This window comes from Flavobacterium sp. (genome assembly GCF_029242675.1).
Taxonomy (GTDB): Bacteria; Bacteroidota; Bacteroidia; order Flavobacteriales; family Flavobacteriaceae; genus Flavobacterium.
Map to the genome: position 1 here is coordinate 1 of NZ_JAQWTM010000377.1, position 13,742 is coordinate 13,742.

Genomic DNA, 13,742 nt, shown 5'->3' on the forward strand with positions numbered 1-13,742 from the left:
GTTTAAGGCACCTGCGGCTTCTCGAAACGGACTCGATTTTTTTTCGCCTCCAGACCGCGAAGGCCAATGATTTACAATGATATGAATCTCTTCGTCGTCGAGAAAACCAGTTACTAAAAGTTGGTCTCTGGTAAAAACACGGTTGTTTTGGTCGTTGATCTCTAAGGCATCATCTGATTTTTCAGTTGGTTCAATGGCAACCGCTTGCTGATTAGGCAGCTCCTTTTTATAGACGTAAAGCGGAATATTAGTGTACGATGTAGGTCGGAAGTAGTTGCGCTGATACAATAAAGCGACATCAATTCCTCTTTTATCAGGAGAGTCAAAATGTATAATTCCGTATTCTTTGGAAATCAGTTTAGGCTGTTTGATTAAATCTTCTAAAACACCGCGGTTTTCGATTTCGGAACAAGCGATAAAAGTGGGTGAATTGGTGTTTTCCCCGGATCCAATTTCGAGCAACACTCTAGATAAGTTTTCTAGTTTTTGATGGTACTTTTTAGAAGTCCAATGCTGTGCTCCCTTTGGTGTCCATTCATCATCATTCGTTTTTGGATCATTAATAGTATCAAAAAGATTTTCGAAGTTGTAAAAAGCGACGGTATGAATGCGGTAGTTTTTTTGCTGACCAAAACCATTGGATAGCATAAATAAGAGCAATAAAACCAGTATTATGTTGTGTTTTATCATTTGGACCACATTTAATTCCTTCTTTTGAAGTAAAAATACTTCATTTAACGCAGAAAGCTTCAATTATTTTTCAAATTAGTTATCTTTGTTTTATTGGCTGTATAGCCCATAAAATCATTTAAACAAGTAACATGATCTTTAAAAAACTCTATTATTTCTATTTATCACAGCGTTTTAGTCTTGCTACATTATTTGTTTTAATTCTTGTCTTATTTTCCACAAACAGTCAATCCCAAACACACATGATCACACCTGCTACTTTACAAAAAGGAGATACTATTGCCATTCTAGCCACAGCCAGAAAAAACATCGACGATAATTTAAAACCCGCAATTGACTTGGCGCACAGCTGGGGATTAGAGGTTGTTATCGGTAGCACTATTGGCTTAGACAACAACCAACTGGCAGGAACGGATGAACAACGTGCTACCGATTTTCAAAAACAATTAGACAATCCAAATATAAAAGCGATTTGGTGTGTAAAAGGTGGTTACGGTACGGTTCGTATCATTGACTTGCTTGATTTTACTGCCTTTAAAAAGCATCCTAAATGGATTATTGGCTTTAGCGATATTACTGTTTTACACAATCACCTCAACACCATGGGGTTTAAAACACTACACGCTGTTATGCCAATAACGGTTCCTAGAGCGACTAAAGAAGCGATAGAAACCTTGCGTCAGTCTCTTTTTGGAACGGGATTGCGTTACGAAATTACCACTGCACCTATGAACAAAATGGGGAAAGCGACCGGAGAATTAGTGGGTGGAAATCTTTCTATTTTATACAGCTTGCTTGGTTCTCCTTCGGCTATTGATTGTAACGATAAAATTCTTTTCATTGAAGATTTAGATGAGTACTTGTATCACATTGATCGCATGATGATGAACTTAAAACGCAACGGCTGCCTTGAAAGCATTAAAGGAATTGTGGTTGGTTCTATGACCAAAATGAAAGACAATGATATCCCTTGGGGGAAAAATGCATTGCAAATTGTGGAAGAAGTCACTAAAAACTACAACATCCCGATGATCTATAATTTTCCAGCAGGACACATACAAGACAATAGAGCATTGATTTTAGGAAGTACGGTGACTATTGAGGTAACTCCCACAAAAAGTAGCTTATCATTTAACGATTAGTTGCGTGTTAGAAACGTTCCATTTCAAATTAGCTAACTCTTTCTTTTATGGCTGAACATAACGACTTAGGTAAATTAGGCGAAGAATTGGCGGTCGAATTTCTAGAAAAAGACGGCTACACTATCTTAGCTACGAATTGGATTTTTCAAAAAGCCGAAGTAGATATTATTGCCCAAAAAGAAAATACCTTAGCGGTAATCGAAGTCAAGACAAGATCATCACTGGAATTTGGTTTACCGCAAGACTTTGTAAAACCAAAGAAAATTCAACTTCTCACTAAGGCAATTGATGCTTATGTCAACCAAGAAAATCTTGATCACAACGTGCGATTTGACATTATCGCCATCCATAAAGAGGGCAAATCTTTTGTAATTGAACACCTTACCGATGCTTTTTATCACTTTTAAAGGCTTTTTTTAATTGTTATATTTGTAACAAATTGTTTTTTTATCTATCTTTGACCCATAATTTAAAACAAAAGTAAAGGAGAACAACCACTACAAAACACCACAAATAATAAAAGTATCATGAAAACTGTTTCATCAATCGTCGAAAATTACATTAAAACCAAACCCTTTTTATTAAATGCTTTATCCTTAGGCATTATTAATTTGACCTCTCTGTCTCGGAATATTATGTCAGAGCTAGAAAGTGAATTTGGTAAAGAAGTGAAACAAGGTGCAGTAGTAATGGCGCTTAAGAGACTAACCGAAGAATTGGATTTTAGGCTGAATCATAAAATAAACAAGGTCATAAAAAATATTGGTGAGATAACAGTGCGTTCCGCATTGACTGATTACACCTTTGCCGTATCCGAAACGGTACTAAACAAACAAGCAGAATTAATTGCAGACATTAATGGCTTTCCAGATGTGTTTTATACCTCATCAAGAGGAGTTAATGAAATCAATATCGTTTTGAGCAATAGCGTGAATGCCTTAGTTGAAAAATATTTTACATACGAAAAACTAATTCAAAAACTAGAAAATTTAGCTTCGATCACCGTTAAGTTACCTCAAGAAAATATTGTTGTTCCAGGGATTTATTACTTTATTTTTCAACGCTTGGCATGGGAAGGAATTATCATCAACGAAGTGATTTCGACTTCTAATGAATTTACTATTCTTGTAAGTGAAGAGCAAGTAGATGTTGCTTTTAAAGTAATCAAGGATTTGAAGAATTAGAAAATAAAATTGGTTAACAAGAAAGCCGTTAGTTCTAAACTAACGGCTTTCTTTTTTATAAATCTACGTGTCAAGGCTTCAAGAATTAGCAAACTTCGCAACCGATTATTTGCGGCTAAAATAAAATTTCTTACGAACGATAAACTTGAATTTACCACATATCTCGCCATTTTTGCATATCGCTGTTATGTGATGCCTTATTTATTTATGCTGGTTTTCCAAACTTGATTTTTAATATCTAAAATAAAAATTTCGCTTTTATCAACACGCAAAACTTTTTTAATTGTTATGTCAATTGGATATAATATTTCATCTATCTTTTTCATTTCTCCGTTTTTCATTTCCAATATTTGGATAGAATAGGGAATATCTGTTGACGGATTATTGTAAACTAAATATTTGTTTGAGTTTTCAATTTTAAGTGGAAAACCATACAAGGTAAGTGTTTTGCTCTCTTTCGGATTAATTAAGATATAAAATTCTTCATTGTATGTAAATTTATTTATAACTATAATTTCTGTATTTTTAATTTTTCCAAGTTCATCATATTCTACATAATTATCTTCAGATTTATTATCGCAATATTTAACTTCAGCGTTTCCATTTTGTTTATATTTTAAACAACCATTATTCTTTTTCGAGTTTAGTTTTTCAATTATAAGCTCATTTAGTTTCTGCTCAAATACAGGAACTTCAACTTTTATAAATTGTCTTTTCGATTGTGCATTTACTGTCGAAAATATTGTCAAAATTAAAAAACAGATGATGTAGTTTATTCTCATTTTTCTCAAAGGTATCACATAACTATACAATAACACCAAATTTAGATACTGAAATGTAGAAAAATCAGCACTATTGCATATTATTGGATACTTTTATTTAGAATCTAATTTGGGTGCGGATCTAAAATACTGCGTATAATCTGTCCAAATTTCAATCATTTTCTGAACCTCTAGCGGACTCTCTTTTTCGATATTATTAATATCTGTGGAGAGATCCATTTGAAACACATCACTCTCTTTATTCGAAGGCGCATTGGCTTCAACTTCTTTCAAAATAAAACGTTTTACTTTATTAAGAAATTCAATATCGGTGCTGTTCTGAAGCAAGTCAATCAAAAACGATTTTTCGGCTGTAATATTCATGTCCAGTGTTTTTTTTTATCAAATATAATAAAATTGAAAGACCCAAACCTACTCGTGTCTAATGTTTTAACTTGATTTTATCAGTTTTGACTTATGCTTCGGGAACAATTGTTGTTTTTAAACTGAAATATTATTCACTACCTAACATCTGCATCTTTTCTAATGCTTTTCTAGTTGTTTTTGCATCGTCAAAAGTGAGCAGCAAGCGCAATCCATTAGGCGTTTGTTTCTCTTTCATTTTACAAATGTCTGTATGTTTTTGTACAAAATCCAATACCTTTCTAAAACGTTTGGACTGGTAATAATCAGATTGTTGATCCGAAACAAAATAACAAATCATTTTGCCTTGTTTCATCACTAGCTTCTCGATTCCGATTCCCGTAGCGATCCATTTAATTCGAGTGCTGTTCATCAAAGCAATAGCGCGCGGTGGCATAGGTCCAAAACGGTCAATTAATTTATTTTGGAAAATAATCAATTCCTCTTCGTTTTTAACGGCGCCTAATTCATTGTACAAACTCAATCGCTCGCTGATATTGTTGATGTACTCATCAGAAAATAACAACTCAAAATCGGTGTCAATTTGCAAGTCTTTTACATATTCCTTAGTCTCAATATTATTCTCTTCGGGATATAAATCTTTGAATTCGTTCTCTTTTAATTCTTCAATGGCTTCGTTCATGATTTTTTGATAAGTATCAAAACCAATCTCATTGATAAAACCTGATTGTTCACCACCTAATAAATCTCCTGCACCACGAATCTCCAAATCCTTCATCGCGATATTAAAGCCACTTCCTAATTCACTAAACTGCTCAAGGGCTTGAATTCGTTTTCTAGCATCCTCGGTCATGGCAGAATAGGGCGGACAAATGAAATAACAAAATGCTTTTTTGTTGCTTCGACCTACACGTCCTCGCATCTGATGCAAATCAGACAATCCAAAATTATTAGCATTGTTGATGAAAATAGTATTCGCATTGGGTACATCCAATCCACTTTCGATAATCGTGGTAGCAATTAAAACATCAAATTCGCCGTTCATGAAAGCCAACATTAATTCCTCTAGCTTCTTTCCGTCCATTTGGCCGTGACCAATGCCTACGCGTGCATTAGGAACCAAACGTTGAATCATTCCCGCGATTTCCTTAATGTTTTCGATACGGTTGTTGATGAAAAACACTTGTCCGTTACGCTGAATCTCATACGAAATCGCATCGCGAATTAGCTCTTCACTAAAACCTACCACATTCGTTTCTATAGGATAACGATTGGGTGGAGGTGTTGTAATTACTGACAAATCACGTGCCGCCATCAACGAAAACTGCAAAGTTCTTGGAATAGGCGTTGCGGTCAATGTCAAGGTATCGACATTGGCAGCGATCGTTTTTAATTTGTCCTTTACGTTAACACCAAATTTTTGCTCCTCATCTACAATTAGCAATCCTAGGTCTTTGAAAACTACATTTTTATTCACTAACTGGTGTGTACCAATTACAATATCTAATTTTCCTTCGGCTAATAGTTTAAGTGTTTCTGCTTTTTGTTTGGCTGTTCTAAAACGGTTCAAATACCCAATAGAAACCGGCATGTCTTTTAAACGCTCTGTGAAAGTGCGGTAATGCTGGTAAGCTAAAATCGTAGTAGGCACTAATATTGCTACCTGTTTACTGTTATCTACCGCTTTGAAGGCTGCACGAATGGCTACTTCGGTTTTTCCAAAACCAACATCACCACAAACGAGTCGATCCATTGGTCGGTCGCTTTCCATATCGGCTTTGACCTCAGCTGTCGATTTCATTTGGTCCGGTGTGTCTTCGTAAATAAACGAACTTTCTAATTCATTTTGTAAGTAACTATCGGGTGCGAATTGGAAACCTTTTTCTAATCGTCGCTTGGCGTACAGTTGAATCAAGTTGAAGGCAATGTGCTTGACTCTCGCTTTGGTCTTTTGCTTTAAAACCTTCCAAGCATTCGATCCTAACTTATATATTTTAGGCGGTGTGCCGTCTTTACCGTTGTATTTTGAGATTTTGTGTAGCGAATGAATGCTTACGTACACAATATCATTATCAGCATAAACCAACTTAATGGCTTCTTGCGTTTTATTTTCGACCTGGATTTTTTGCAATCCGCCAAAACGACCAATACCGTGATCGATATGCGTTACATAATCGCCTACAGAGAGTGTGGTTAATTCCTTTAAAGTAATATTCTGTTTTTTAGAATAGCCATTTTTAATGTTGAACTTATGGTAACGCTCAAAAATTTGGTGATCGGTGTAGCAAATAACTTGATTTTCCTCATCGATAAAACCTTGGTACAAAGGCATAACGATAGTATGGTATTGCTTGCGGACATTCTCAGAATTAGCTTCGTCTAAAGTTTCGAAAATATCGTGAAAACGCTTTGCTTGCGCCTCATTCGAGCAAAATATGTAGTTTTTGTACCCATTAAAATGATTTTCACTTAAATTATTCAATAACAAATCAAATTGCTTGTTGAAAGACGGCTGCGGCTGAATATGAAATTCAAACTTTTTCGTAGTTCTAAAAATGGCTTTCGAACTCAATTCGACGATTGAGAAATCCAAAGCTCGCTTGATAAAACTCGCTTGGTTTAAGAACAATTGCTCAGGTGTAGCGTGCTTGATATCTTTAGACAGTTTATCAAAAGCTTCTTCGGCCTTGACAAATTGTTTGTCGAGTTGTCCTAAAAAATCCTCGGTATTTTGAATAAACAAAACTGTTTTTTCAGAAATATAATCCAAGAAAGACTCTCTGTTTTCCTGAAAAATTTTGTTTTCTACATTTGGTATAATGGTAATCTTCTTTTGCTTTTCGATTGATAATTGTGTTGCCACATCAAATGAACGAATGCTTTCGACCTCATCACCAAAAAACTCAATTCGGTAGGGATTGTCATTCGAAAACGAAAAAACATCTACGATTCCGCCTCGAACCGAAAACTCGCCTGGCTCGGTAATAAAATCAACGCGCTTAAATTCGTATTCAAACAAAACCTCGTTGATAAAGTCAATCGACACTTTATCACCCACCGCGACTTTAAGTGTGTTTTTATCTAAGTCTTTTCGCGTTACCACTTTTTCAAATAAGGCCTCGGGATAACTTACAATTACAGCTGGTTTTTTGCGCGAATTGATGCGATTGAGTACTTCGGCACGTAATAAAACATTAGCGTTATCCGTTTCTTCTATTTGGTAGGGACGACGAAAGGATCCAGGATAAAACAACACATCTTGTTCTCCAATCAATTGTTCCAGATCATTGAGGTAATAAGCCGCTTCCTCTTTGTTGTTCAAAACAATCAAAAAGGGATGTTCGGCTTTTTTAAAAAGCGATTGAATTAAAATCGAAATCGACGAGCCAATCAAGACGTCCAAATGTAATTTAACCGGATTTGTTTCCTGCAAACGGTCTACAATTTGCTGGATTTTAGGGGAACTCTCAAATATTTTAAAAAGGGCAGCTTTACTCAACTCTTGGAATGTTTGGGTCTAATGCTGGATTCGAAGGAATTGCTCTTGCGGGATCTAGCATTTTTATTAATTCAGATTCTCCCTGTTCTACAGGAATTTTACTTTTCTCTACTATCTTATCCATCTGCCTTTGTAAAGAGGCTAATTCTTTATTGATTTCAGTGATCGAAAACACTACTTTATCATCCGGAATTTTATCGAGATGCATGTATAAATCTAGCATTCGCACTTTAGTAATCAATACGGATATTCTACTTTTAATTGGAGGCACATCAAATTGTACTGGAATATTATCTTTAAGAGCCATTGCTTTTTTAGAAATTGCAGTCGACTTTTGCTGAAAAGCACCAATGGTTTTTTTAGGTTTTTGAGCTAACTCGGCTATGAACAAGCGCAATTGTGACCAGGTGGCCACACTCGATTCGGCTACCTCGTTTATAGGTGTGTCATAAAAAACCCAACCTTTATTGATGTTCGAAAATATAACCTCTTTCTTTTTGGCGTCTTTTGCATTTTCGGCATCTCGTTTAAGATTATCGTCCTTACAAGAAGCCAGAATAACAAAAAGTAAAAAGAGGTAGGAGAATTTAAATTTCATTGTGTTTTCGTTAAAGTACAAAGTTACGAAGTAAATTTATAATTATAGTTTGGAAGGCAGTAATTACCATTTCCTTCTAATCCATGCGTATTTTGAACTTGAAAAGTAAAAAAAGCAAAATAAAGCACTGTTTTTAAGTTTTTGATTGTACAATTAACAAACTCCAGACCGAGTGCTTTAGATAAATACGAAAACGTTATCTTAGCTCCTTAAAAATCAATCAAAAAATGAGTACAAAAATCCTAATTATTGGTGCTTGTGGACAAATAGGCACCGAGTTAACACAGTCCCTAAGAAAAATTTACGGAACTGAAAATGTCATTGCTTCTGATATTCGCAAATTAAATATTGACGTGGTTAATGCCGGACCTTTTGAAGTCATCAATGCTTTAGATTTCAACCAAATTGAGCATTTAGTAGAAGTACATCAAATTACTGATGTGTATTTAATGGCTGCATTATTATCAGCAACTGCCGAGAAAAACCCTGCTTTTGCCTGGGATTTAAATATGAATTCGTTGTTTCACGTTTTGAATTTGGCGAAAGCCGGAAAGATCAAAAAAATATTCTGGCCCTCAAGCATCGCTGTTTTTGGACCTACAACTCCTAAAGAAAACACCCAACAATATACCATCATGGAACCGTCTACGGTTTATGGAATCAGTAAGCAAGCGGGTGAAAGATGGTGTGAGTACTACCATAATATATTTGGAGTTGATGTGCGAAGCATTAGATATCCTGGTTTAATTAGCTGGTCGTCGCCTCCTGGTGGTGGCACTACAGATTATGCCGTGGATATTTTTCACAAAGCCTTGGCTGATAAAAAATACGAATGCTTCTTATCCTCTGAAACAAAAATGCCAATGATGTATATGGACGATGCGATTGCTGCGACCATAAAAATTATGCAGGCGCCAGTTGAAGACATCAAAATTCACTCGTCGTACAACCTAGCGGCAATGAGTTTTACCCCAACGGAGATTGCTGCCGAAATTAAAAAACACATTCCTGAATTTACGATTGCTTACGAGCCTGACTTCCGTCAAAAAATAGCTGACAGCTGGCCTGCAAGTATTGATGATAGCAACGCCAGAGCAGATTGGGGCTGGAAACATCAATTTGATCTCGAATCGATGACTAAAGATATGTTGGAGAATTTGAGCAAGACGCAGGAGTAGTCAATTTGTTTTTTTGAAGCAGAAAAATAGTGTTTCTATTCACTTATAGTCCCGCTATTCGCTGTATTCCCGTTCAATAAAAACTACGGCTAAAAAAAGCCTTATTTTTCTGAGTCGGGAGATGCCGGGGCTATCGGGGCTAGAATTCACGAATTGTTTTCATTAAACGTATAAAAAAAGAAGAAGTCACTTATAATCATGTGGCTTCTTCTTTTTTCCAAATATATTGAGGCAAATATATGGTCTTATTTGGTGCTTTGCTCCTTCACAATCAAATCAGCCAATAAACGTCCTGACTTCATAGCAGCGTTAATGGAACCATTCATTAAATGATCGCCACAACAGTATAAAGTATCACTGATTTTCATGTCAGTTGCTGTTAGATCGTCTTTTAAAACCGCTAAATTAGGTAAGGCATAGTTCACCTTATACGTTTTCAAATGTGACCAATTTGCAATTTGATTTCCAAACCAAGGTTGTAATTCGGTTTTAATTTTTTGCGCTAGTTCTTCATCACTAAGATCAAGAATTCCATTGCAAGAAACCGAAATAAGCACTTTGCCAGCAGGAGCATAGGCTTTACTTACATTTGTCATTACCGTTACATTGTTAACGATTTTATCTTTTGCGGAAGCGTTCAAAATAACAACCGCTTTGTTGGTAGGTGCTACTGTTGCTTCAAAATAAACATTGGTAACCGAATGGTGTTTGGTTTCTACACTGTTTTTAAATTTTAAAATCAATTCTGTTGCTTCGGTAGCAATAATAATGATGTCCGATTGTATTTCGGTACCTGCGCTTGTGTAAATGGTATTCCCTTTTATATCTTCTACTTTAGTGTTAAACGTAAAACAAGCTGCAGGCAATTGACTTGCTAGTTGTTTTGGAATTTCCTCCATACCCAAAGCGGGAATTGCCGCATCGCCTTCAGAAAACATTTTCATCACAAAATCGAACATCCGGTTAGGTGTCGACAAATTGTTTTCGAGAAAAATACCCGAGAAAAAAGGTTTGAAAAATAGATTGATCATCTTGCTGCTAAAACCATAGTCTTTTAACTGCTCCACAGTCGATTTTTGAGGTTGTGTAAAGATTCCTTCTACTGATTTAGCGATTAATTTATTCTTTAAAATGAACGTATTGAACTTGTCTTTGAGCGAACCAACGGGTGCAAAAGCGGTGGCTAATAAAGCCGAAGGTCTCCTGAACGGATCGGCAATTTCAAACTGTCCGCCATCATACAATACAGTTGCTCCAGGTAAAAAAGTTTTAAGTTGAAATGCATCGTAATCCAACAATTTTTTCGCTTCGGGGTAAGCCGTAAGCAATACCTGAAACCCTCGATCGAGTCTAAAGCCATTTACGATATCTGTTTTAATTCGGCCTCCTACTCTATCGCTAGCTTCAATAATATTTACATTAAAACCTTTGCGGTGCAGATGCAAACCTGCAGATAGTCCCGAAATTCCTGCGCCAATAATCGTTATCGTTGGATTCATATTTTAAGTCTAAAATCGTTTGTTACAAATTTAGTGTTTCCTATTGTTATGGCAATAGGCTGTTTTTTAAATCATAAAAAAAGGCTGCAAAAAATTGCAGCCTTTTCGTTTTTATGTCGGTATTCCGTTTTTCGTAAATAGCTTTCGAACTTGTGCCAATTCAGCATCTGATTTTACAGCTAGCAAATCGCGTTGTTTTGCGTTTTGCAATACAATAAAGTATTTTTTACGTCCTAAGAAAACACTTTCGCTCAACCCTTTAATTTGATCAGCGGGTATTTTTTCGCTACCGGTTTTTTTGAAAATATATTTATGTAGAATTACCACTGCAAACATTCCTAGAACTAGCCACAATACTTTCATGAAACCAAACGCAATTTTATCATTTGACAAATTTAAGATTGCATTTATAAGGAGAATTATCATTAAAACCTTCATTAAAAATTGATGACTCTTTAATCCGTCTTTTATCTCAATAGCTTTAACAGCTTCGTTGTAGGTAACACTCATTTTTATACTTTACTTTAAAAAACGCTTATTGTTTAAAAACGTTGTTGTCTTGTTTCACATCAGCCATTAAACCGCTTGGATCAATAGTGATTTTTTTGATTGTCCCTTTTGCTTTAGCGATAGTAAAATCATAATTCGAGTGCGCCCAAGTCCAGTCATTCAAAACAGTGCGTTTTACCGCAGGATTAGGATTCGCTTTCTCATAATTCATCATTCGCAAAGGCACATAAAAACTCTCCATCGTTCCATCAGTATATTCTACTAATAAATCAATAGGCATTGGCATTCTACCAATTCTCTCTAGGCTTACCGTTGTTTGGTTTCCGTTTTCAGTCACGGCTTTGATACCGTAATCAATTGTATTGGTTGTTTCAGTCCAATCTACTAAATACCAATCTAAGTTCGCACCAGATACACGCTCTGCCGATCTTTTAATGTCATTAGGTGTTGGGTGTTTGAATTTAAAATCATGGAAATATCGCTTTACCGTTTCTTGCAATTTATCTTCTCCAATCACGTAGATTAATTGAGACAAAAATATACTTCCTTTTACGTATGAAGAAATACTATAAGGTCTGTTTTCGTCATAGCGATCGCCATGAGTCGTCTGTGGTTGCTCTTTACCTGAGTTCACTAAACTGTAGTACGCTTTGTAATTACCCGCAAAAGGATTTGCTACTTTTTTATCAGACATTTCATTTTCGGCCAAATCAGAAATATAAGTAGTAAAGCCTTCGTCCATCCAAGGGTGCTTAGACTCGTTTGAAGCTAAAACATGCTGGAACCAAGAGTGTCCTAACTCATGTGTTGCAGTACCAAAAATTCCTTCAAGCGTTCCATTTCCTAACATTAAGGTACACATGGCATACTCCATACCACCATCACCACCTTGTATAAAGGAGTATTGTTTGTACGGATAATTTCCAACGTTTTTATTGAAATAATCCATTACTTTCACCATCATTGGCTGTAGTTTTTTCCAGTTTTCGACTGTTTTTGGATAGTTTTTATATAGGAAGTGAATCGCTACATCGTTAGGTCCTTTTACCAGATCGTGCATGTAATTTTTATCAGCAGCCCAAGCAAAATCGTGTACCATAGGCGCCACAAAATGCCAAGTTAGTGTTTTTGTCTTTTTTGGAGTGTTTACGACTACACCTTCTTCCTGGTAGCCATGTCCAATTTCGTTTGGATTTTGTAAGTAACCCGTACCACCTAAAACATAGTCTTTATCGATCGTAATGTTTACATCAAAACTACCCCAAACACCGTGAAATTCTCTTGCGATATACGGATCAGCGTGCCATCCTTCAAAATCAAATTCAGCTAACTTAGGATACCATTGTGTCATTGATAACTCTACTCCTTCAGAATTGTTTCGCCCTGAACGACGAATTTGAACTGGCACTTGACCGTCAAAATTCAAAGTGAAAGTCGATTTTGTGTTGGGTAAAATTGGCTTAGCCAAAGTCACTTCTAGAATCGTACCTACTGTTTTAGCTTCGGCAACAAGGCCGTCTTGTTTGAAGTTAGCGATTTTTAAGAAACCAATTTGATTTGGCTTCAAGCCTTCGATTCGGCTTACCTTAGCATCTTTACCATCAACGGTAACTTTATTTACCATTCGAGCATCAGGATCTTTGATGGTATGCAATCGTGCATCCATTTCGCTACCAGGTTGGAATGCATTGTTGAATAAATGGTAGTATACTTTGCGTAAGGTATCACTAGAATTATTCGTGTATACTAATTCTTGTGTTCCTTTGTATTGATAATTTTTGACATCCATAACAACGTCCATCTTATAATCGACATGTTGTTGCCAATAAGTTGAACTTTGGGCCATTATTGAACCAAAATTTAAAGTAACGAGGGAAAGTAATAGTATTTTCTTCATTGGTTTAAAATAAAAAATGGAAGAGCCGCGGCCCTCCCATTAAATTAATAGTCTTGGATTTATTTTGCTGACATTTTATCTGCCATTAAGATTGCATTATAAGCATTTACAATTTTACCTGATTGCGATAAGGTAGAGAAAGAACGGCTGTCTTTAGGGTTACCACCAACAACGACATCCGTTGTAATTGCCACACCTGAATCCATCAAAATGTGTTTTACTTGTGAAGCTGTTAATTTAGGATAGTACGAACGTATCAACGCTGCTACACCAGCAACATTAGGCGCTGCCATTGATGTGCCTGCTAAATATTTGTATTTATTATTAGGTGTCGTTGCATAGATTTGAACTCCAGGAGCAAAAACATCTACATTTACTTTCCCGATGTTTGAGAAACGAG

The 13,742-nt window shown here is 35.9% G+C and carries 12 protein-coding genes and 1 pseudogene; 4 read left to right on the top strand and 9 right to left on the bottom strand.

Annotation, left to right across the window (positions count from 1 at the left end; translation table 11 throughout):
* Window positions 1-690: pseudogene (locus tag P8M54_RS13870) on the bottom strand (endonuclease/exonuclease/phosphatase family protein); the annotation flags it as partial.
* A gap of 242 nt (window positions 691-932) precedes the next feature.
* On the opposite strand from P8M54_RS13870, the gene P8M54_RS13875 reads away from it, so the two are divergent.
* From P8M54_RS13875 to P8M54_RS13885, 3 genes are all read left to right on the top strand, one after another.
* Entirely contained in the window at window positions 933-1,832 is a 900-nt protein-coding gene (locus P8M54_RS13875) for an LD-carboxypeptidase (RefSeq protein WP_300288575.1), read from the top strand.
* Between the two features lie 47 nt (window positions 1,833-1,879).
* Window positions 1,880-2,239, top strand: a complete 360-nt coding sequence (locus P8M54_RS13880) for a YraN family protein (protein ID WP_300288560.1) — start codon at window positions 1,880-1,882, stop codon at window positions 2,237-2,239.
* A 120-nt stretch (window positions 2,240-2,359) separates the two neighbouring features.
* Window positions 2,360-3,016 carry an aspartate kinase gene (locus P8M54_RS13885; RefSeq protein ID WP_300288561.1) on the top strand — a complete coding sequence of 219 codons (657 nt, stop codon included), beginning with the start codon at window positions 2,360-2,362 and terminating at the stop codon, window positions 3,014-3,016.
* A 197-nt stretch (window positions 3,017-3,213) separates the two neighbouring features.
* Here the strand turns inward: P8M54_RS13885 and P8M54_RS13890 are convergent, their stop codons facing one another.
* The 4 genes from P8M54_RS13890 to P8M54_RS13905 all read right to left on the bottom strand — a co-directional run bounded on the left by P8M54_RS13890 (window position 3,214) and on the right by P8M54_RS13905 (window position 8,258).
* Window positions 3,214-3,798: a hypothetical protein gene (locus P8M54_RS13890; protein WP_300288562.1), complete on the bottom strand. Its 585-nt coding sequence runs from the start codon at window positions 3,796-3,798 to the stop codon at window positions 3,214-3,216.
* A gap of 93 nt (window positions 3,799-3,891) precedes the next feature.
* Entirely contained in the window at window positions 3,892-4,161 is a 270-nt protein-coding gene (locus P8M54_RS13895; RefSeq protein WP_300288564.1) for a hypothetical protein, read from the bottom strand.
* Window positions 4,162-4,291: 130 nt separating this feature from the next.
* The gene (mfd, locus tag P8M54_RS13900; RefSeq protein ID WP_300288565.1) at window positions 4,292-7,660 is read right to left on the bottom strand and encodes a transcription-repair coupling factor; all 3,369 of its coding nucleotides are present in this window, start codon (window positions 7,658-7,660) and stop codon (window positions 4,292-4,294) included.
* Window positions 7,653-8,258: a hypothetical protein gene (locus P8M54_RS13905; protein ID WP_300288566.1), complete on the bottom strand. Its 606-nt coding sequence runs from the start codon at window positions 8,256-8,258 to the stop codon at window positions 7,653-7,655. The genes mfd and P8M54_RS13905 overlap by 8 nt, the downstream gene beginning before the upstream one ends.
* 227 nt (window positions 8,259-8,485) lie before the next feature.
* On the opposite strand from P8M54_RS13905, the gene P8M54_RS13910 reads away from it, so the two are divergent.
* A complete protein-coding gene (locus tag P8M54_RS13910; protein ID WP_300288567.1) occupies window positions 8,486-9,436 on the top strand; it encodes an L-threonine 3-dehydrogenase in 951 nt (316 codons plus the stop codon).
* A gap of 245 nt (window positions 9,437-9,681) precedes the next feature.
* Here the strand turns inward: P8M54_RS13910 and P8M54_RS13915 are convergent, their stop codons facing one another.
* The 4 genes from P8M54_RS13915 to P8M54_RS13930 all read right to left on the bottom strand — a co-directional run.
* Window positions 9,682-10,935 carry an NAD(P)/FAD-dependent oxidoreductase gene (locus P8M54_RS13915; RefSeq protein ID WP_300288568.1) on the bottom strand — a complete coding sequence of 418 codons (1,254 nt, stop codon included), beginning with the start codon at window positions 10,933-10,935 and terminating at the stop codon, window positions 9,682-9,684.
* Window positions 10,936-11,046: 111 nt separating this feature from the next.
* A complete protein-coding gene (locus tag P8M54_RS13920) occupies window positions 11,047-11,445 on the bottom strand; it encodes a hypothetical protein (protein ID WP_300288570.1) in 399 nt (132 codons plus the stop codon).
* 25 nt (window positions 11,446-11,470) lie between these two features.
* Window positions 11,471-13,342 carry a M1 family metallopeptidase gene (locus P8M54_RS13925; RefSeq protein ID WP_300288572.1) on the bottom strand — a complete coding sequence of 624 codons (1,872 nt, stop codon included), beginning with the start codon at window positions 13,340-13,342 and terminating at the stop codon, window positions 11,471-11,473.
* 59 nt (window positions 13,343-13,401) lie between these two features.
* A partial coding sequence (locus P8M54_RS13930; protein ID WP_300288574.1) for a S8 family serine peptidase occupies window positions 13,402-13,742 on the bottom strand: 341 nt, incomplete at its 5' end.

Excerpts from the sequence above, each read along its gene's own strand:
- P8M54_RS13875 (WP_300288575.1), top strand. The coding sequence starts at position 933 with ATGATCACACCTGCTACTTTACAAAAAGGAGATACTATTGCCATTCTA.
- P8M54_RS13880 (WP_300288560.1), top strand. The coding sequence starts at position 1,880 with ATGGCTGAACATAACGACTTAGGTAAATTAGGCGAAGAATTGGCGGTC.
- P8M54_RS13885 (WP_300288561.1), top strand. The coding sequence starts at position 2,360 with ATGAAAACTGTTTCATCAATCGTCGAAAATTACATTAAAACCAAACCC.
- P8M54_RS13890 (WP_300288562.1), bottom strand. The coding sequence starts at position 3,798 with ATGAGAATAAACTACATCATCTGTTTTTTAATTTTGACAATATTTTCG.
- P8M54_RS13895 (WP_300288564.1), bottom strand. The coding sequence starts at position 4,161 with ATGAATATTACAGCCGAAAAATCGTTTTTGATTGACTTGCTTCAGAAC.
- P8M54_RS13905 (WP_300288566.1), bottom strand. The coding sequence starts at position 8,258 with ATGAAATTTAAATTCTCCTACCTCTTTTTACTTTTTGTTATTCTGGCT.
- P8M54_RS13910 (WP_300288567.1), top strand. The coding sequence starts at position 8,486 with ATGAGTACAAAAATCCTAATTATTGGTGCTTGTGGACAAATAGGCACC.
- P8M54_RS13915 (WP_300288568.1), bottom strand. The coding sequence starts at position 10,935 with ATGAATCCAACGATAACGATTATTGGCGCAGGAATTTCGGGACTATCT.
- P8M54_RS13920 (WP_300288570.1), bottom strand. The coding sequence starts at position 11,445 with ATGAGTGTTACCTACAACGAAGCTGTTAAAGCTATTGAGATAAAAGAC.
- P8M54_RS13925 (WP_300288572.1), bottom strand. The coding sequence starts at position 13,342 with ATGAAGAAAATACTATTACTTTCCCTCGTTACTTTAAATTTTGGTTCA.